We start from the raw sequence: 18,587 nt of genomic DNA, 5'->3' as shown, positions 1-18,587 counted from the left end.
CACTGACTAACAGGAGCCTCGGCTGCTATAGAGCCTGAGCGGCAGTCACGTCTAGAGGCCTGGGCTCTGCAGATTTTAACTGTTGACCTGCGGCGGTGTCAGTATACTGTTCGAAATTGTCGATAAAGCGTTGTGCCAAGTCATTGGCTTTTAATTGCCAGTGGGCATGATCACAGTAGCTATTACGGGGATCTAAAATCGCTGGGTCAATGCCGGGTAAGGCAGTAGGGATCGCCAGCTCAAAAATGGGTAATTGTTGGGTTTCCACCTGTTCAATCACCCCATTCAGAATGGCATCAATGATGGCACGGGTGGTTTGGATAGTGATCCGTTGACCCGTACCGTTCCAACCGGTGTTCACCAAATAGACGGTGGTCCCGGCAGCACGCATGCGCTGCAGCAAGACTTCAGCATAGCGGGTAGGGTGCAAGCTTAAAAAAGCCGCTCCAAAGCAGGCAGAGAAAGTGGGCTGAGGTGCAGTGATCCCCCGCTCGGTGCCAGCGAGCTTAGCGGTGAATCCAGAGAGAAAGTGATACTGGGTCTGCTCAGGGGTTAATAGGGCTACCGGTGGCAATACCCCAAACGCGTCGGCCGTTAAAAAAATGATACGGTTGGCATGCCCTGCTCGTGAGAAGGGTTTCACGATAGCATCAATATGGTACAACGGATAGGAGACCCGGGTATTTTCAGTTTTTGAAGCGTCATCGAAATCAACCGTGCCATCTAGACGAACGACTACATTCTCCAACAGGGCATCCCGTCGGATAGCGCGGTAGATCTCCGGCTCTGCGCTGGCAGAGAGGTGAATGGTTTTGGCATAACAGCCACCCTCAAAGTTAAATACCCCCTGATCATCCCAACCATGCTCATCGTCCCCGATCAGAGCCCGTTTTGGATCGGTTGACAGGGTGGTTTTCCCCGTCCCAGAAAGCCCAAAAAACAGCGCCACATCCCCCTGATCTCCGACATTCGCCGAGCAGTGCATCGAGGCAATCCCCCGCTGCGGCAATAAGTAGTTCATCACGGAAAACAGTCCCTTTTTCATCTCGCCACCATACCAGGTGCCACCAATCAACTGCATACGTTCACTGAGATTAAAGGCGATAAAATTCTCGGAGTGCAGCCCCATGCTCTGCCAATCGGGGTTAGTACACTGTGCCCCATTCAACACCACAAAATCAGGAATAAAATTGACCAACTCAGCACTAGTGGGACGGATAAACATATTTTTCACAAAGTGCGCTTGCCAGGCGACTTCGGTGATAAAGCGTACCTGTAAACGGCTCGCTGGATTCGCGCCACAGAAGGCATCAACCACAAATAACCGCTTATGCGACAACTGCTGGGTGACCAAACGTTTTAAAACCACCCACTGTTCTGGCAACAGCGGCTGGTTACCAGAGTTCCCACGACCCCGATCGGACCACCAGACCGTATCACGGGTGCTCTCATCACGCACCAGATACTTATCTTTTGGCGAGCGACCGGTAAAAATACCGGTATCCACCGCAACAGCACCTAAGCTCGTCACGGTTGCTCGCTGGTAGCCTGTTAACTCAGGCTGGGTCTCTTCGACGAAGAGTTGGTGATAACTGGGATTATAGATAATCTCGGTGCTAGCCTGAATGCCATAGCCGCTTAAATCGATCAGGGGAGTGATCGCGTCTAGCTTCATAGAAGGGATACTCAATTGGAGTGATGATAGTCACTGCCTAAAATAGCATACCCGGGTGGGTGTCAGAAACTACTATCCGGTTATTTGTGGTGCCACGTCGCATCTTCAAAGCTAGAATGCACACCGATATAGTAAAACTGTGCCACATTGAGATCTAACGCTGGCCTCTACTTTCCCACTCATCGTATCCACGCCCCCTAAAATTTAACAATGATCCATGAACCGAAGCAGTCTGCTGGACGTATCAACGGAGGGTGGTAATGAGCGAAAATTGATGCTAACTTACCTGATAACGTGATAAATTAAACATCAAAAATATATAGATAATAATTATACATGATAGGAGTGTCGTAGTGATGGAGTCGCAATCCAAACCCTGTGCTTTACCGCACCACGCGACCACACTGTTGAAAACCACACCAAACAAGCGATTAGCACCGCTCACTGCGATTGACTCGATGCTGCCACTGCAGCAGGCGACTCCTCTCAGAGGTGAACACCCTCAGAACCCGGTGTTGCAAAGCCTAGACTGGCCCCTCGCTTTGCAACGGGCGGCTAATCAAGCACCGTTAGCCCGTGAATTACTCCAATTGCTCCTTAATTTTCTACCGCAAGTAAGCCAACAAGTCCAACGGCTGCTCCGGGGCGTCGAGACGCCCGATATCCTGGATTGGGTTCATAAACTGCACGGCGGCACTCTCTATAGCGGCGTTCCTAGGTTAAGTGTGCTCTGCTACACCCTGGAATCGCAGCTACGACAAGGGAGTGATCCGCAGGCCTTGATCCCAGAGTGGTTGGCGCTATTAGATGAATTCACCGCGATTGAACAAGCCAGCGCTCTGCTAGTGACAGGGCTGTTCTGATCACCTAACACTCCAATAGTACTGTAGCAATGGCATAACGCCGCTCATCAGCAATAGAGACCCAATGCCGCGTCACCCCGTGCTGTCGAGCGACCTCTGCTGCCCGTCGGTGCAATACCAAACAGGGTTTACCCAACGCATTGTTCTGTATCTCAAAATCACAAAAAGCAATCCCCTGTCGAATGCCAATGCCTAAGGCCTTGGCAGCCGCTTCCTTCACGGCAAAGCGCCTGGCTAGAAAGCGGATCGGCTGACGGCACTGTTGGTAGTAGTTCCATTCGTGCGGACTTAACAGCCGCTGGGCTAAACGACTCCCGTAACGCAGGGAGAGTGCTTCAATACGAGCAATCTCTACAATATCAGTGCCCAATCCCATTACACTCATCGATCAGGGGCTTCGCATATCAGACGTTTCATCTCCGCAACAGCGCTGGCCAGTCCCTGCATCACGGCACGTGCCACAATGGCATGGCCAATATTCAGCTCCTGCAGCGTTGCTAGCGACGCAATGGGTTGTACATTGTGATAATGAAGTCCATGCCCAGCGTTCACCCGTAGGCCTCGGCCTACGGCATAGTCAGCCATTTGCGCTAACAAGGTCAACGCTAGCGGGCGCATTGCTAAGCTACTGCTGGCATAGGCACCGGTGTGCAGCTCAATGGCCGAAGCCCCCGTAGCCACTGCAGCTTCCACTTGACGCTGATCTGGATCAATAAAGAGTGCCACCTGAATGCCTGCCGCCGATAGCCGCTTGACTGCCGAGGTAATCGCTTCTTGATAGCGGATAACGTCTAAACCACACTCCGTGGTCTGCTCCTGGCGCCTTTCTGGGACCAAACAGCATTGATGCGGCTTGAGTGTGCAGGCGATGGCTATCATCTCTTCCGTGGCGGCCATCTCTAAATTCAGTCGTGTCTGCACGGCATCACGGAGGCGGATCAGATCCTGGTCGGTGATGTGACGACGATCCTCTCGGAGATGCACGGTGATGCTATCGGCACCCGCCTGCTCGGCGATGAACAGTGCCTGTAGTGGATCAGGGTAGCCCCCCCCCCGGAGATTGCGCAATGTCGCAATATGGTCAATATTGACCCCTAATAGTCGATGCACCTTCACGAATTCCTACCCCCCACTACTCATTCAAAGCGCTTGATGGATTGAGACGACAAGCCTTTACTCGACGGTGACTGATTTGGCTAAATGACGAGGTTGATCAATATCGGCACCCTTCATCAAGGCAATATAATAGGCTAGCAGCTGCAAAGGAACCGTATAGAGTATTGGCGACATCAGGGGCTCCATCGCTGGCAACGCTATCCAGGTGAGTGCCGGGTGTTCCATGATGGCAAGCCGCTCATCAGCTAACAGATAGAGCCGCCCCCCACGAGCGCAGAGCTCTTCAATATTGGATTGCAATTTTTCCGACAGTTCATCACAGGGTGCTAATACAATCACCGGCATCTGCGCATCAATCAGGGCGAGTGGCCCATGTTTTAATTCGCCGGCAGCATAAGCTTCGGCAGGCAGATAGGCCAGCTCCTTCAGCTTTAAAGCACCCTCCATGGCAACCGGATAGTGCACCCCACGCCCGACAAACATCATATGCCGATCAGGCACTAATTGGGTGGCTAACGCTTCCACCGCTTTATCTAACTGCAGCAGCTGTTCCATTCGCTCAGGCAAGGTGTGTAACGCCACGACCACTGCCTGCTCCTGCTGTAGCGTCATCCCGCGTAACCGACCCAACCGGGCGACCAGCAGCAGTAACAAAACCAATTGCGTGGTAAAGGCTTTGGTGGAAGCAACGCCTATTTCTCGCCCAGCATGTGTTATCAGGGAAAAATCACTCTCTCGTACCAAGGTGGAGCCGGCGTTATTACACAAAGCTAAGCTTCCCAAATAGCCCATACTTTGGCTCAATCGTAAGGCTGCCAGCGTATCGGCGGTCTCGCCAGATTGTGACAGCACGATGAGCAGACTATTTTGACGGACCATCGGCTGTCGATAACGAAACTCCGATGCTATCTCCACATCACAGGGTATTTTTGCCACCGCTTCAAACCAGTACCGAGCAACCAGTCCTGCATGATAAGCGGTGCCACAGGCAACAATCTGTACATGCTGCGCTTGCTGCAAACAGTGCTCTGCCCTCTCCCCCAGTTCACTTAAATCGATACGATCAGCGGTGAGGCGTCCAGCTAATGTGCGACGAATAGCCGACGGCTGCTCATACAGCTCTTTCTGCATGTAGTGTTGGTAAGCACCCTTACTGAGGTGCTCTTCCACGGCGGCCTCCACCCATGGACGCACCACTGGCTGCCCCCGGTGATCCCAGAGGGTGAGCTGCTGATCCGTGATCTCAGCCAGATCCCCCTCCTGCAGGAAAATAACTTGGCGCATCACAGCGGGTAAAGCGAATTGATCCGAGGCAATACAGTGAGCTGTTTCACTACACCCAATCACCAAAGGACTACCACAGCGTACAGCCACTAAGCACGTTGGATCCTGGCTATCTAGGACGACAATTCCATAACTGCCCTGTAATTGCGGGATCACCCGCTGAACGGCGGTACGCAACTTCAAAGGGGCGGTTGAACCCCCACCCTCGGCCTGCTGAGCCAGGTGCTGCTGTTGCTCCCAATGCACTAAATGGGCAATCACTTCGCTATCAGTAGCTGAAGTAAACCGGTAGCCCCGTTGTTGTAATTGCCCCCGCAATATCTGATGATTTTCAATAATGCCATTATGTACCACGGCAATCGACTGGCTCAGGTGGGGATGGGCATTCACTTCAGTCAAGGGTCCATGGGTAGCCCAACGGGTATGGGCCATCCCGCAGTGACCCTGCAGCCCAGCCTGCTGAACGGCAGCGGTCAAGGTTTGAACCTTGCCAACCCGCCGGATCCGTTGTAACTTGCCTTGTGAATCCACTATCGCAAGGCCTGCCGAATCATAACCACGATATTCTAGGCGTGCCAAGCCGGCCAATAACCAACCGACGACATCCCGTTGCGCCACGGCTGCAATAATTCCACACATAGCTTTTACACCTTTAATAGCGACAGAAGTGATGAGAACTGAGAAGGATTAGAGTGGCTGATCATCTTTTTTTAGCAGCGCGTCCTGGCCGCTGCCAGCCCTGTATATGCGTCTGAGGCGTTCGGCGAATGACCAGCTCCTCTTGGGCAACAGCTTGCGTCACCGTGGTCCCAGCGCCGATGGTGGCATTAGCGCCAATGCTGATAGGGGCCACCAGTTGGCTGCCGGCCCCAATAAATACCCCATCACCCAGCACCGTTGTCAATTTATCAGCGCCATTGTAGTTACAGGTGATGGTCCCAGCACCAATGTTCACGCCCGTGCCAATCTCAGCATTGCCTAGGTAGCCGAAATGACCCGCTTTGGAGCCCGATCCGATCCGACACTGCTTGAGCTCAATAAAATTACCAATGCTGGCGGAGGCCTGCAGTTCATTGCCTGGCCGTAAACGGGCAAAGGGTCCCACGGTGCAACCATTGCCAAGGCGACTCTCTTCAATCAGGGTATAGGGTTTGATTTGGCAATCATCACCAATCGTGCAGTTACTCAGGATAGATCCAACACCAATGGTGACTCTATCGCCTAAGACCACTTGGCCTTGTAAGAGGACATTGCTGTCAATGACGACATCCTGCCCATGGATCAACGCTCCTCGGAGATCAAATCGACTAGGATCAGACAGCGTCACCCCAGCCAGCAACAGTCGCTCAGCTTGTAACAACTGATAACGACGCTCTAACTGAGCTAGTTGCTGCCGATCATTGACCCCGCTAATTTCCCACTGTAAAGCTGGCTGAACTGTTTCAATGGGTCGCCCTTCTGCGTAGGCCAAGGCGATAATATCAGTAAGATAAAACTCTTGGGCAGCATTATGATTGGATAGCTGCCCTAACCATCGTTGTAAATCAGCGACGTCGGCGACCAGTATGCCGCTATTGATCTCCCGGATCTGCCGCTGTTGCAGATCCGCTTCCTGGTGTTCAACAATCCCCACCACCTGTTGATCAGCGCGGCAGATCCGACCATAACCCGTTGGATCCGCCACTTCAGCAGTCAGTAGGCTGATCCCCCCTGCTGGTTTAGCACGTAATAGCTGCTGTAAAGTCTCAGGGGTGATTAAAGGGACATCCCCATAGAGGACTAGTAGGGCCTGTTCTCCCTGCCAATAGGGGAGTACCTGGCGTACAGCATCGCCGGTACCCCGCGGTGAGGCTTGCTGCACCCACTGCAGTGGCTGTGTGCCTAAGTGTGCTTGTAGCTGCTCACCCGCCTGCCCATAGACCAGATAACACTGCTCAATCGGCAGTTGCCAAGCGGTATCAATGACGTGCTGAACCAACGCTTTGCCGGCTAGGGGATGTAGCACCTTAGGTTGTGCTGAGTGCATGCGACTGCCACGGCCAGCCGCTAAAATCACCGCACTCACCGTATAAGCAATCGCTGGCAGCATCAGGGGTTACTGCCGCGTTTTTTTGACCAGCTCAATCACTCTTAATTGAGCCAAAGCTTTCGCCAACTCAGCGGTCGCTTGTGCATAACTGCGATCGCCATGGAAATGATGGATCTGTTGTTCTGCCTGTTGCTTCGCCTGTAGCGCTCTCGCTTCATCTAACTCTTCCCCCCGAATGGCAGTGTCCGCCAGCACCGTAACCATCCACGGTTGGACCTCCAGCACGCCTCCAGAGAGATAGATAAAGCGCTCCTCTGGAGCGTGCGGGATCGATAGCGCCACCATCCCAGGCTTGATAGCCGTTAATAACGGGGCGTGATTCGGATAAATCCCCAACTCACCTTGAATCCCCGTGATGCGGATCTTATTCACGACGCCAGAAAACAGCTGCTGCTCTGCACTCACCACTGCTAATTGAAAGGTTGCCGCCACCATAGATCCTCTTCGCTTCAGCAATTACAGTCGCTGTGCCTTGGTAATGGCTTCATCTAGGTTGCCCACCATATAAAACGCCTGTTCGGGCAAATGGTCATACTCTCCTGATAAAATGGCATCAAAACCATAAATATTCTCTTTAAGCGAGACGTAGCGGCCGGGAACATTCGTAAAAATCTCTGCTACGAAAAAGGGTTGCGATAAGAATCGTTCAACTTTACGAGCACGGGATACGACTAATTTATCCTCTTCAGATAGCTCATCCATTCCCAAAATAGCAATCAGATCTTTCAACTCTTTATAACGCTGTAGCATCGCTTGTACCCGCCGTGCGACCTCATAGTGCTCAGAGCCCACGATGTGGGGATCAAGCTGTCGAGAGCGTGATTCTAGTGGATCAATCGCTGGATAGATCCCCGAGGAGGCGACTCGACGACTTAATACTACGGAGGCATCTAAATGGGAAAAGGTGGTGGCTGGTGACGGATCGGTCAAATCATCGGCCGGAACATAGACGGCTTGAATAGAGGTGATGGATCCCTGTTGGGTAGAGGCAATACGCTCCTGCAATACCCCCATCTCTTCCGCTAAGGTCGGTTGGTAGCCCACAGCTGAAGGCATCCGGCCTAATAGGGCTGAAACTTCCGTACCCGCTAAGGTATAACGGTAAATATTATCGATAAAGAGTAGGACATCCCGACCCTCATCGCGAAATTTTTCAGCCAGGGTCAACCCCGTCAAGGCAACCCGTAGCCGATTGCCCGGCGGCTCATTCATCTGCCCATACACTAAAGAGACTTTATCCAGTACCTTGGAAGCTTTCATCTCATGATAAAAGTCATTCCCTTCTCGTGTGCGCTCACCGACCCCAGTAAATACCGAATAACCGGCGCTTTCGATGGCAATATTACGGATTAACTCCATCATATTGATCGTCTTGCCCACTCCAGCACCGCCAAATAGCCCTATTTTGCTACCTTTGGCAAAAGGACAGAGCAGATCGATCACTTTGATCCCCGTGACCAACAGCTCTGTGGAGCCCTTCTGATCGGCATAACTGGGGGGCGACCGATGGATAGGCCACTCTGTTTCAGTGACCAGTTCGCCCTGCTGATCAATCGGCTCACCGAGCACATTCATGATACGCCCCAGGGTCCCTTTACCCACCGGGACGGTAATCGGCTGCCCACTATCACGGACCTCAACGCCCCGCTTTAGACCATCAGTAAACCCCATGGCAATACAGCGGGCCACCCCTCCTCCCAACTGCTGCTGAACCTCTAGCACTAACGGTGGATCAACAATCATCAAAGCATTGTAGATCTTCGGGACCGCACCCAGTGGATACTCAACATCCACAATGGCACCAATCACCTGGATAACCTTCCCCGTTGTCATTCTTAAACCTCTAAACGATTAACGATGTGACTAAATAGCCGAAGCCCCTGCGACAATTTCATTCAGCTCTTGGGTAATACTGGCCTGACGCTTTTCATTATAGAGGCGCTGTAGCTCCTCGATTAAATCGCCGGCGTTGTCCGTGGCCGTTTGCATGGCAACCATCCGAGCAGCCTGTTCACAAGCCAAATTTTCCACGACGGCTTGATACACTTGCGACTCGATAAAACGTGACAGTAAAGTCTCTAACAAGATCTGCGGTGAGGGTTCATACAGATAGTCCCAATTCCCTGGGTGTGCGACCCCTTCAGGGGCCTTCGGGAGTGGTAATAAGCACTCTATCTGGACACTCTGTCGCAAGCTGTTGACGAATTTATTGTAAACTAGGTAGAGGCGATCCCACTTTTGTTGGTGATAGGCAGCGAGCGCCGCCGTCACCACGCCAATCAAATCGGCCAACTGTGGATGGTCACCCAATCCCTCGATCTGGGCGACGACTGGGATCCCAGTCGTATTGAAAAAAGTGATCGCTTTGGCACCAATCAGCGCCAACTCTACGGCAACTTCCTGCTCAGTCCAGTGATGGATCTCCTCTAATAATTTTTTGAATACCTTGGTATTCAATCCACCACATAGGCCACGATCACTGGCTACCACCAAGAAGCCGACCCGGTTGACTGGTCGCACTTCTAAGTAAGGAGGTTGATAAGCTAGATCTGCCAAGGCAATATGGCCAATGACCGAACGAATGGCCTGGGCATAGGGACGACTGGTCGCCATCTGCACTTGGGTTTTTGCCATTTTAGATCTCGCCATGGTTTTCATTGCTTGAGTCATGGTTTGAGTATTGCGCACGCTGCCAATCTTACTATGGATCTCTTTTTTACTGGACATCGTGCCTCACTGCCTCACTGAAAAACCACCCTCGACTCCCTATGGCACCGCTACTCACCAGGTGTGTCCTGTCTTAAAAGCCTCGAGGATCTGCTTGAGGGTCTTTTCAACCAGCTTATCGTACACGCCAGTCACGCTAATTTGGTTATAAAACTGGGAGTATTCCCGCTGCGCATAACTGAGCAACGCCTTTTCAAAATTTTGGATCTCGGTAACCGGAACCTGCTCTAAATAGTGATGTTCTACCGCAAACAGCAGCAGGGCCTGGCCAGCAATCGACAGCGGTGCATAGCGTGACTGCTTTAACAGCTCTGTCACCTTCTGACCATGCGCTAACTGCTTACGGGTGATCTCATCCAAATCAGCAGCAAATTGTGAAAAAGCGGCCAGTTCCCGATACTGCGCCAATGCCGTGCGTACCCCACCAGACAGCCGGCGAATCAGTTTGCTTTGTGCCGCACCACCCACCCGAGAGACTGAAATCCCGGGATTAATCGCTGGACGGATTCCAGCATTGAATAGGGTATTTTCCAGAAAAATCTGCCCATCAGTAATCGAAATAACATTGGTCGGGACAAACGCTGAAACATCGCCCTCTTGGGTTTCAACAATGGGCAGTGCCGTTAATGAACCGCTACGTCCTTTGACTTTACCCTGAGTAAACGTCTCTACATAGGCTGGACTAACCCGAGCTGCCCGTTCTAGCAGACGTGAGTGAATATAAAAGATATCCCCAGGAAAGGCTTCACGCCCAGGTGGACGCCGTAATAGCAGAGAAATCTGCCGATAAGCCACCGCTTGTTTAGAGAGATCATCATAAACAATCAAGGCATCTCCACCCCGATCGCGAAAATATTCACCCATGGTACAGCCCGCATAAGGGGCCAAATATTGTAAAGCGGCAGATTCCGCAGCCGAAGCCACCACAACAATCGTATGGGCCAAAGCCCCATGCTCTTCCAATTGTCGCACTACATCAGCCACGGTAGAAGCTTTTTGACCAATCGCCACGTAGATACAGTGAATACCTGAATGACGTTGATTGATAATGGTATCGATGGCCAACGCGGTTTTTCCCGTTTGCCGATCGCCAATGATCAGCTCACGCTGTCCTCGGCCAATCGGTACCATGGAATCAATGGCTTTATAGCCAGTCTGTAGCGGCTGATCCACCGATTGACGCTCAATGACGCCAGGTGCTATCACCTCAACTGGGGCATAATGGTCATAGTCGAGGCTACCTTTTCCATCAATAGGTTGACCTAAAGTATTCAACACACGCCCGAGTAACCCGTGGCCCACTGGTACTTCCAACCCCCGACCAGTACTCCGAACCGTCATCCCCTCCACTAGATCGGCGTAGGGCCCCATGACCACAGCACCCACCGCATCTCGCTCTAAGTTAAGCGCCAGCGCATAGCGCTCTCCAGGCAGTTGTATCACCTCACCTTGCATCACTTCAGACAGGCCATGAATACGGATAATGCCATCATAAACGGCCACAATCGTGCCTTGATGGGTTAATTCACTACTAATATTGAACTGAGCAATCCGTTGTTGAATCAGTTCACTAATCTCGTTCGGATTCAGTGGCATGGTTTATTCTCTCTTTTAAGCCTGCAACTGCTGTGCTAATCGATTGAGCCGGCCCCGGACACTGCCATCAATGCTCCAATCTCCTAGACGAATCATTAGGCCAGCTAATAAGGTGGGATCGACGCGGCATTGTAAGGTGACACCGCAAGCTAACCGCCGAGTTAATGCGGTGCTCAGCCGTTGCAGCTGCTCGCTGGTTAAAGAAGCGGCTGCTATCACTTCAACCGTGACCTGTTGCTCATAAGCTTGCTGCAACGCCGTAAATTGTTTCCAAACCATGGGTAGCGCCATTAAGCGACCGTTTTGTGCCATCAGTCGCAGGAAATTTTTCGCGTAGGTATCCAGCGCTGTTTGACAAATTTCCTGTAAGAGATCAGCGCCTAGAGCAGCCGTTAACGGATTGGTCAATAGCCTGACCATCTGGGGATCGCTGCTCACCTGTGCCGCAAAACGGAGCAGGTGCTGCCAATGGTCAATGTCTTTCTGCAAGCGCGCAAATTCAAAGGCGGCGGTGGCGTAAGGGCGTGCAACACCGAGCAGTTCCATCATCAAAACCTCTTTCCCACGGATTTAGCCACCCTACAGTTCCGCCACCAGCTGTTCCACGATCTGCTGGCTGGTATCGCTATCTAGCGTACAATTGATTAATTTCTCGGTAGCCAGCACCACCAATTGCCCAAACTGTTGACGTAGCGCTTCATGCTCACGCTTACAGATCTGCTCCGCGTCAACCCGAGCTTGCGCTAAAATCTTGGTGCGCTCTCGCTGCGCTTTGATTTTCGCTTCCTCCAGGATCTGAGTCCGCTGTCTATTGGCCTGATCAATGATGACTTGCGCTTGATTTTTAGCTTTTAGCAGTTGAACCGCCCCTTCAGATTGCGCCAACTTCAAGGCTTTTTTTGCCTCCTCAGCGGCAGCTAATCCTTCGGCAATCAGCTGCTGACGTGCCTCAATGGCAGCTAACAATGGTGGCCAAACATATTTCATGCAAAACAAAACAAACAAAACAAAAGCGATCGCCTGACCGAGTAGCGTGGCATTCAAATTCATCGGCTAACCTCCTTCATTGGATCAAACTCTGCCGTTTGCTCAACGGTCAACGCGATTAATGAGGCAGCCCAAAAATAAAGTAGAGCGCAACCGCCACTGTTAACATTGGAATCACATCAATCATCCCCATCACGATGAGAAATTGCGTGCGTAACTTCGGCATTAAATCAGGCTGCCTAGCGGCGCCCTCTAGGAATTTACATCCCACCATACTAATGCCTATCGCTGCACTGATCGCAGCAATTCCCAACATGCCGGCAGCCAGCACATACAAATCAACACTAACAGATCCCATGACAAACTCCTGAGGTTAACAGACAATAATTTGGATGAGTACCGAGCCTTTAATCATGACCCTCGCCCGCCATAGCGAGGTAAACAATCGTCAGCACCATAAAAATAAACGCTTGTAAGGCAATCACGACAATGTGAAAAATAGCCCAAGGCACTGAAAAAGCCCACTGTGCCCACCAAGGCAGCAGCGCACTGATTAAAATAAAAATCAATTCACCGGCATACATATTACCAAATAGCCGCAACCCCAGCGATAGTGGCTTGGCTAGTAAAGAGAGCGTTTCCAATAACAGATTAATGGGTATAAACAGCCAATGGTTGAAAGGATGCAAGGCCAATGATCGAAAAGTCCCTCGCATTCCCTGCATCCGTATACTATAAAATAAGATCAAAAAGAACACACCCAGCGACAGCGACAAGGTGATATTAACGTCAGCAGAGGGCACCACCCGCAAGTGCTCCAGGCCCGCGCGTTGCGCTACTATCGGCAGCAGATCAACCGGCAGCAGATCCAGGCTGTTCATCAAGAATACCCAGACAAAAATAGTCAGCGACAGCGGCGCTATGAGGCGGTCTTTACTCTGAAAAACTTCTTGAACAGAGTCATTGACAAAATCAACCACCATTTCAACCGCACATTGCCACTTACTAGGCACTGCCGAAGTCGCTTTAATCGCCGTCTTGTACAGTAGCCATAAAAACAGCACACCCAATCCCACTGAAAAGAAGAGCGAATCGATGTGCAGCGACCAAAAACCTGAACCTAAGTGATAATGTTGTAGATGGTGTGCAATATACTGTTGTGCCGTAAGCGCTTTTGTCGTGGCAGTCATATGAGCTGCGTTTACCTTTATTCCTAGCGCCTATTGTGCGCCCCTGTGTTCTGTGGATCCCTGATATACGACCCGTGCTGTTTATGCTCCTTGTGCACGTCGAACAGCAGCCATAATCTCATCCTTGGCAGCCTGATGGTTTTGCCAACCTTGGATAGTCACCCATTTGCCTGGCTCCAGCGCTTTATAATGCTCGAAGAAATGCTGTATCTGCGCTTTTAAAAGCGCAGGCAACTCCTCAACATCGCGAATCATCTCATAAGCTGATGTGAGCTTATGGTGAGGGACCGCGATCACTTTGGCATCTTTCCCGCTATCATCCTGCATGCAGAACAGGGCGACTGGACGACAACGAATCACTGAACCAATCTGTAACGGATAGGGAGTCGGCACCAAAACATCTAGCGGATCACCATCTTCAGCCAAGGTCCCATTCATGTACCCATAGTTACAAGGATAGAACATTGGTGTTGCAATAAAGCGGTCCACAAACACAGCACCGCACTGTTTATCCACTTCATATTTAATGGGATCAGAGTGGGCTGGGATCTCAATGATGACATAAATATCTTCTGGGATATCTCTGCCTGAGGGCACGCACTGTAAACTCATCTTAATAGTCCTTGCAAGACCCCTAGTTCTTTAGGGGCATAGTATAGCCTGGTGCAGCGCAATAGTCAGAAGAAAAGTCCTTTTTTATTAGTCTATATCGGTCTATTCCTTCAAAAAAGATTCTAGCTGGTCCATCATCGTGATTGAACCAACAAACAGAGGAGAGCGTTGATGCAAGGTGGTTGGCTGGATATCCAGAATACGTTGGCCACCATTACTGGCGCGGCCGCCGGCTTGTTCGGCCAAAAAAGCGATAGGATTACACTCATACAGCAACCGTAATTTACCCTGAGGATAGGGGGGGGTACGCGGATAAAGGTAGATCCCCCCTTTTAATAAATTACGGTGAAAATCAGCCACTAGAGAGCCAATATAGCGGGCACTGTAGGGGCGACTGGTGGCTGGATCCGGGGTTTGGCAGTACTGAAGGTACCGCTTGACCCCCAGCGGAAAATAGTGCTGATTACCCTCATTAATCGAGTAAAGCGTGCCCTGAGTCGGTGCGCGGATGTTCTCGTGCGACAGACAAAACACCCCCAGAGTGGGATCATAAGTAAAGCCATGAGTCCCATGACCAGTGGTGTACACCAGCATGGTCGATGAACCATAGATCACGTAACCGGCTGCAATCTGCTGCTGACCCGGTTGTAAAAAATCGGCGAGTGTGACGGCGGTACCCAGAGGGGATACTCTCCGATAAATCGAGAAAATGGTCCCAACGGAGACATTGACATCACAATTAGATGATCCATCCAGGGGATCCAATAACACGACATACTTAGCAGCACGCGCTCGTTCACTGTTAAAAGCAATCAGGTGCTCTTCCTCTTCGGAGGCAATGCCCGCAACCTCACCCCGGGCTTCTAATGCCGCTTTGAAGGTCTCATTAGCGAAGGCATCTAGTTTGGTCTGTGCCTCACACTGCACGTTATGAACACCATTACCCCCTAAAATATCCACTAAACCTGCTTTATTGATATCCCGGTGTACGATTTTGGCCGCCAATTTAACCGAGGCTAACAGGGCGGTCAGCTCGCCGGTAGCCTGTGAAAAATCGTGTTGCTTCTCTACAATAAATTCGCCTAATGTCTTCATCTAGCTTACTTTTCCCGTATAAGAGCCTGCTAGCCACCACGTGATGGCCTGCCTGCAAAGCTTAGAGCCCCCAAGCACTATTCATCGTCTCGCCAGTAAACAAGGCACTGGTCGCACCATCATACGCAATTTTACCTTCAACAATCACTAGCGTCCGCGGCGCCAGGCTGGCGATCTCTAATAAATGATGTGAAACCAACAGAATGGTGCAGGGTTGTTCGTGCTGGAGCTCTTGTAATAACAGCAGTAACTCCCGGCGTAACTCAGAGTCCAGTGCTGAAAAAGGCTCATCCAATAACAGAATGGGCTGTTGGCGCAATAAGCAGCGGGCTAATGCCACGCGCTGTTGCTGACCACCCGAGAGCTGCTCGGGTAACCGCTGCAGGACCTCCTGTAGCTGCAGCCGGGTCGCTAGCGCATGCACCCGCTGCCTCTGTGTGGGTGTTAACCGTAATCCAGGATGCAGCCCTAGCCCGATATTTTGCACCACGGTCAAATGAGGAAACAGGTTATGCGTTTGAAACAGCATGGAGATCGGCCGTTGCGCCGGCACAGTGTGGGTATGGTTGTGACCTGCCAGATAAAGTTGCCCCTGCGAAGCAGTTGCAAACCCAGCGATGAGGTTCAACAGCGTACTCTTCCCGGCCCCACTCGGGCCCACCACTGCCAAGAGCTCTCCAATATTAGCCTGAAAATTAAAGCAAAAGGCGGTGGCGGTCTGGCCACACTGTAGGTTAGTTAACTGTAACATGGCGATGTGATAAAGCCTCCGATACCCTCAATAGGCCCCAGCAACAGAGTAGTAGCAGCAGGGCAGTCACTGCGGCCTCATCACCCCGATAGGCCCCCAGCTGTTGATAGAGGTAGAGTGCTAACGTAGTCCCCACTTCCTGCCCAAACAGGGCGATGATACCCACCTCCCCTAAGGAGAGAACGGTCGTCACTGCTAACGCTAACGCTAAGGGTCGGCAGAGGAGCGGGCCATCAATCAGCCGCCAACGGTTAAACCCTTGGATCCCTAGCCCCTGGCAGAGTTGATCACTCTGCCCTACTACATCGTACAGCGGTATTGTCAATATTTTCAAAGCGTAGGGTAGCGCGATCAGGCCATTGATCACACCGATCAACCCCCAGATCACGCCTGGAATATCGATAGCGTGAAACAGGTGCAACAGGGTGGTCGCCAAGACCAGCGGTGGCAGTAGCGAGATCAAGATGCCTGATAACAGCAACCCACGACTGTAGCGAAGAGCGTGTCGCTGCTGTAATCGACTACTACTCCATAACAGCGAGTAGGCTAACGTCACCGCAAGTAGCGCCGCACACCCGCCTAGCGACAGGGAGCAGCCCAGCGCACGCCATAAGTGCGGCTGCGCCAAGGCCTGGAAGAGCATCCTGTTGCAGCCCTGGATCACCACGGCCAATAGCGGCAGCAGCAGCAGCAGCAGACCTAGGATCCAGATCCCATCCCAACAGCGGCGATAGCCATTATCTTGCGGATCTCGAGCCCAATAGGGCTCGAGATCCGTCATCATGATAGCTGGATGGCTCTCGGCCAAGCGCTGACCCACAGCGTAGATCCCTAAACAGCAGCTGATCTGCAATAGGACCAAAGGCAACACCTGGCCGAAGCTCCCCTCCTCAGTGAATGATTGATAAATAGCCACGGCTAGCGGCGTGGCTTGGGGCCCCCCCCCCAGTATGAGCCCACTCGTAAAACTATTAAAACAGAGTGAGAAAATGAGTCCCGCCATTGAACAGAGCTGCCAGCGGAGCCGGGGCCACTCCAGCCAACGAAAGCGCTGATGAGCACTCATCCCTAATTGTTGCGCTAACCGATAGTGGGCTTGGGGTAAGGTGCTGAGGGTCTGTAGCAGCCAGCGGGTTGCTAACGGCAGGTTAAAAAAGACGTGTACCAGCACTAATCCATGGAGGCCATACAGGGAGCTTGAGTAGCTGATCCCGACCCAAGCACCTAATCGGGCTAACCACCCTTGTCGGCCATACAGCGTCATCAAACCAAAAATGACCACCACAGCGGGGAGTGCTGAGGAGAGGGAGAGTAGCTGCAGCAACCAACGCCGCCCCCAAAAGCGGCGGCGTGCTAAGGCTTGTGCTACCGGAATCGCCGGCAACAAGGAGAGTAGCGTCGATAATAGCGCTTGCTGTAGGGTAAAGCGAATCACCCCGCACCAGTAGGGATCATGCCACCAATGGGTCCAATCAAGCGAGGTGGCCTGGCGTCCCAAGACGCTGAGCAGCGTGATAAAGAGGATCAGCAGCAACACAGCGGTGAGCAGCCCTGGCCAGAGCCAGGGGGCGATTAGCCTTTGACGGCAGCCCGACGCCATGTTTGTATCCATTGCTGCCGCTGAAGTGCCGTGGCCTCACTAAACTTTAAGAGCACCGACGGTCGATCCAACTGCAAAAATTCTGGGGGAAGCGGCAGCTCAATCACGGGATAGACCCAATACAGCGAGGGAAGTAGGGTTTGCACGGTAGGCGTGATCATAAACTGCACAAATTGATTCGCCAAGTCGGCCTGCTGACTACTGGCCACGATGGCCGCCACCTCCACCTGTAGCGGATGGCCTTCAGCAAACCGGAGAGTGCGGTAGGGATGTTGTGGTTGCTGGCGTTGATGGTAAGCCAGCGAGGTGTTATAGCCTAAGACGAAATCGGCCTCCCCCTTCAAGAACAGTCCATGGGCCTCACTCCAATCTTTAGTAACGGTGACGGTCTTCCGGGCCAGCTGCTGCCAAGCGGTGTCCACCGCTGGACCCGTGCAGGTCATCATCCAGTGCAGAAAAAGAGAGCCTGGGCTGCTGGTTCGCGGATCGGCATAGATCACACGCCAGTGATCAGGACCTTCCAGGAGTTCCTGTAAACTGCGGGGGGGATTCATCACCCGTTGTTGATGATAGATAAACGTCAGATAACTGTAGCCATAGGGCACAAAGTAGCGATTCTGCCACCCGCCTGGCAGCGTCAGCTGCCGCTTCTCGAGCGGTTGCGGCGCAAACAAACCACTCTCTTGCGCCGCTCTCAGCACACTACTCTCTAATCCGAGGACCACATCAGCACGGCCATGACCGCCTTCCAACTTTAGACGGTTGAGAATCGCCCCGCTGCCGCTGAAAGTCACCCAGCGCACCCGGCAGTGATGTTGTGCTTCAAAGGCGCGCTTAACCCTGGGTCCAGGACCCCAGGGTGCTGAAAAAGCACTGGTGGCATAGATGGTCAGGGTTTCAATGGCCTGTACCGTGCAGATCCTGACAAAGCAAAACAAGATAAACAGCCACCACTTCAACACACACGCTCCTTTAAAACTGCTAACACAGCCAAGGAGCGAT

The 18,587-nt window shown here is 52.1% G+C and carries 19 protein-coding genes; 1 reads left to right on the top strand and 18 read right to left on the bottom strand.

Annotation, left to right across the window (positions count from 1 at the left end; genetic code table 11):
• Positions 1–25 precede the first annotated feature (25 nt).
• Positions 26–1,675 carry a phosphoenolpyruvate carboxykinase (ATP) gene (pckA, locus tag NL324_RS02560; protein ID WP_253306208.1) on the bottom strand — a complete coding sequence of 550 codons (1,650 nt, stop codon included), beginning with the start codon at positions 1,673–1,675 and terminating at the stop codon, positions 26–28.
• A 356-nt stretch (positions 1,676–2,031) separates the two neighbouring features.
• On the opposite strand from pckA, the gene NL324_RS02555 reads away from it, so the two are divergent.
• Positions 2,032–2,538 (top strand): Hpt domain-containing protein, encoded by a 507-nt coding sequence (locus tag NL324_RS02555; RefSeq protein ID WP_253306207.1) that lies wholly within the window; start codon positions 2,032–2,034, stop codon positions 2,536–2,538.
• A gap of 4 nt (positions 2,539–2,542) precedes the next feature.
• Here the strand turns inward: NL324_RS02555 and acpS are convergent, their stop codons facing one another.
• The 17 genes from acpS to thiB form a co-directional block, all read right to left on the bottom strand.
• Positions 2,543–2,923: a holo-ACP synthase gene (acpS, locus tag NL324_RS02550; RefSeq protein WP_253306206.1), complete on the bottom strand. Its 381-nt coding sequence runs from the start codon at positions 2,921–2,923 to the stop codon at positions 2,543–2,545.
• Entirely contained in the window at positions 2,920–3,648 is a 729-nt protein-coding gene (gene pdxJ, locus NL324_RS02545) for a pyridoxine 5'-phosphate synthase (protein ID WP_253307105.1), read from the bottom strand. Before pdxJ ends, acpS begins: the two co-directional genes overlap by 4 nt.
• 63 nt (positions 3,649–3,711) lie before the next feature.
• The gene (glmS, locus tag NL324_RS02540) at positions 3,712–5,577 is read right to left on the bottom strand and encodes a glutamine--fructose-6-phosphate transaminase (isomerizing) (RefSeq protein ID WP_253306205.1); all 1,866 of its coding nucleotides are present in this window, start codon (positions 5,575–5,577) and stop codon (positions 3,712–3,714) included.
• Positions 5,578–5,638: 61 nt separating this feature from the next.
• A complete protein-coding gene (glmU, locus tag NL324_RS02535) occupies positions 5,639–7,027 on the bottom strand; it encodes a bifunctional UDP-N-acetylglucosamine diphosphorylase/glucosamine-1-phosphate N-acetyltransferase GlmU (RefSeq protein ID WP_253306204.1) in 1,389 nt (462 codons plus the stop codon).
• A 6-nt stretch (positions 7,028–7,033) separates the two neighbouring features.
• Positions 7,034–7,459 carry a F0F1 ATP synthase subunit epsilon gene (locus tag NL324_RS02530; RefSeq protein ID WP_253307104.1) on the bottom strand — a complete coding sequence of 142 codons (426 nt, stop codon included), beginning with the start codon at positions 7,457–7,459 and terminating at the stop codon, positions 7,034–7,036.
• A 24-nt stretch (positions 7,460–7,483) separates the two neighbouring features.
• Complete coding sequence (gene atpD / locus NL324_RS02525; RefSeq protein WP_253306203.1) at positions 7,484–8,860, bottom strand: F0F1 ATP synthase subunit beta; 1,377 nt, start codon at positions 8,858–8,860, stop codon at positions 7,484–7,486.
• Between the two features lie 30 nt (positions 8,861–8,890).
• Positions 8,891–9,754 carry a F0F1 ATP synthase subunit gamma gene (gene atpG, locus NL324_RS02520; protein WP_253306202.1) on the bottom strand — a complete coding sequence of 288 codons (864 nt, stop codon included), beginning with the start codon at positions 9,752–9,754 and terminating at the stop codon, positions 8,891–8,893.
• 54 nt (positions 9,755–9,808) lie between these two features.
• The gene (gene atpA / locus NL324_RS02515) at positions 9,809–11,350 is read right to left on the bottom strand and encodes a F0F1 ATP synthase subunit alpha (protein WP_253306201.1); all 1,542 of its coding nucleotides are present in this window, start codon (positions 11,348–11,350) and stop codon (positions 9,809–9,811) included.
• Between the two features lie 15 nt (positions 11,351–11,365).
• Complete coding sequence (locus tag NL324_RS02510) at positions 11,366–11,899, bottom strand: F0F1 ATP synthase subunit delta (RefSeq protein ID WP_253306200.1); 534 nt, start codon at positions 11,897–11,899, stop codon at positions 11,366–11,368.
• A gap of 30 nt (positions 11,900–11,929) precedes the next feature.
• Positions 11,930–12,400 (bottom strand): F0F1 ATP synthase subunit B, encoded by a 471-nt coding sequence (locus tag NL324_RS02505; protein ID WP_253306199.1) that lies wholly within the window; start codon positions 12,398–12,400, stop codon positions 11,930–11,932.
• A gap of 55 nt (positions 12,401–12,455) precedes the next feature.
• Positions 12,456–12,695 carry a F0F1 ATP synthase subunit C gene (atpE, locus tag NL324_RS02500; RefSeq protein ID WP_253306198.1) on the bottom strand — a complete coding sequence of 80 codons (240 nt, stop codon included), beginning with the start codon at positions 12,693–12,695 and terminating at the stop codon, positions 12,456–12,458.
• A 49-nt stretch (positions 12,696–12,744) separates the two neighbouring features.
• The gene (gene atpB, locus NL324_RS02495; protein ID WP_253306197.1) at positions 12,745–13,527 is read right to left on the bottom strand and encodes a F0F1 ATP synthase subunit A; all 783 of its coding nucleotides are present in this window, start codon (positions 13,525–13,527) and stop codon (positions 12,745–12,747) included.
• Between the two features lie 81 nt (positions 13,528–13,608).
• Complete coding sequence (ppa, locus tag NL324_RS02490; RefSeq protein WP_253306196.1) at positions 13,609–14,139, bottom strand: inorganic diphosphatase; 531 nt, start codon at positions 14,137–14,139, stop codon at positions 13,609–13,611.
• Between the two features lie 102 nt (positions 14,140–14,241).
• The gene (gene fbp / locus NL324_RS02485; protein WP_253306195.1) at positions 14,242–15,234 is read right to left on the bottom strand and encodes a class 1 fructose-bisphosphatase; all 993 of its coding nucleotides are present in this window, start codon (positions 15,232–15,234) and stop codon (positions 14,242–14,244) included.
• Positions 15,235–15,295: 61 nt separating this feature from the next.
• A complete protein-coding gene (thiQ, locus tag NL324_RS02480; RefSeq protein WP_253306194.1) occupies positions 15,296–15,985 on the bottom strand; it encodes a thiamine ABC transporter ATP-binding protein ThiQ in 690 nt (229 codons plus the stop codon).
• Positions 15,969–17,585: a thiamine/thiamine pyrophosphate ABC transporter permease gene (gene thiP, locus NL324_RS02475; RefSeq protein ID WP_253306193.1), complete on the bottom strand. Its 1,617-nt coding sequence runs from the start codon at positions 17,583–17,585 to the stop codon at positions 15,969–15,971. Before thiP ends, thiQ begins: the two co-directional genes overlap by 17 nt.
• Positions 17,558–18,547: a thiamine ABC transporter substrate binding subunit gene (gene thiB / locus NL324_RS02470; RefSeq protein ID WP_253306192.1), complete on the bottom strand. Its 990-nt coding sequence runs from the start codon at positions 18,545–18,547 to the stop codon at positions 17,558–17,560. Before thiB ends, thiP begins: the two co-directional genes overlap by 28 nt.
• Positions 18,548–18,587: the final 40 nt, after the last annotated feature.

This window comes from unidentified bacterial endosymbiont (genome assembly GCF_918320885.1).
Classification (GTDB): Bacteria; Pseudomonadota; Gammaproteobacteria; order Enterobacterales.
This window is presented reverse-complemented; position numbering and strand designations above follow the sequence as displayed.

What these genes read in the sequence shown, in the direction of transcription:
- fbp (WP_253306195.1), bottom strand. Translation starts at nt 15,234, where the DNA reads ATGAAGACATTAGGCGAATTTATTGTAGAGAAGCAACACGATTTTTCA.
- ppa (WP_253306196.1), bottom strand. Translation starts at nt 14,139, where the DNA reads ATGAGTTTACAGTGCGTGCCCTCAGGCAGAGATATCCCAGAAGATATT.
- NL324_RS02510 (WP_253306200.1), bottom strand. Translation starts at nt 11,899, where the DNA reads ATGATGGAACTGCTCGGTGTTGCACGCCCTTACGCCACCGCCGCCTTT.
- pckA (WP_253306208.1), bottom strand. Translation starts at nt 1,675, where the DNA reads ATGAAGCTAGACGCGATCACTCCCCTGATCGATTTAAGCGGCTATGGC.
- thiQ (WP_253306194.1), bottom strand. Translation starts at nt 15,985, where the DNA reads ATGTTACAGTTAACTAACCTACAGTGTGGCCAGACCGCCACCGCCTTT.
- glmU (WP_253306204.1), bottom strand. Translation starts at nt 7,027, where the DNA reads ATGCTGCCAGCGATTGCTTATACGGTGAGTGCGGTGATTTTAGCGGCT.
- atpE (WP_253306198.1), bottom strand. Translation starts at nt 12,695, where the DNA reads ATGGGATCTGTTAGTGTTGATTTGTATGTGCTGGCTGCCGGCATGTTG.
- acpS (WP_253306206.1), bottom strand. Translation starts at nt 2,923, where the DNA reads ATGAGTGTAATGGGATTGGGCACTGATATTGTAGAGATTGCTCGTATT.
- atpB (WP_253306197.1), bottom strand. Translation starts at nt 13,527, where the DNA reads ATGACTGCCACGACAAAAGCGCTTACGGCACAACAGTATATTGCACAC.
- glmS (WP_253306205.1), bottom strand. Translation starts at nt 5,577, where the DNA reads ATGTGTGGAATTATTGCAGCCGTGGCGCAACGGGATGTCGTCGGTTGG.
- atpA (WP_253306201.1), bottom strand. Translation starts at nt 11,350, where the DNA reads ATGCCACTGAATCCGAACGAGATTAGTGAACTGATTCAACAACGGATT.
- thiP (WP_253306193.1), bottom strand. Translation starts at nt 17,585, where the DNA reads ATGGCGTCGGGCTGCCGTCAAAGGCTAATCGCCCCCTGGCTCTGGCCA.
- atpG (WP_253306202.1), bottom strand. Translation starts at nt 9,754, where the DNA reads ATGTCCAGTAAAAAAGAGATCCATAGTAAGATTGGCAGCGTGCGCAAT.
- atpD (WP_253306203.1), bottom strand. Translation starts at nt 8,860, where the DNA reads ATGACAACGGGGAAGGTTATCCAGGTGATTGGTGCCATTGTGGATGTT.
- NL324_RS02505 (WP_253306199.1), bottom strand. Translation starts at nt 12,400, where the DNA reads ATGAATTTGAATGCCACGCTACTCGGTCAGGCGATCGCTTTTGTTTTG.
- NL324_RS02555 (WP_253306207.1), top strand. Translation starts at nt 2,032, where the DNA reads ATGGAGTCGCAATCCAAACCCTGTGCTTTACCGCACCACGCGACCACA.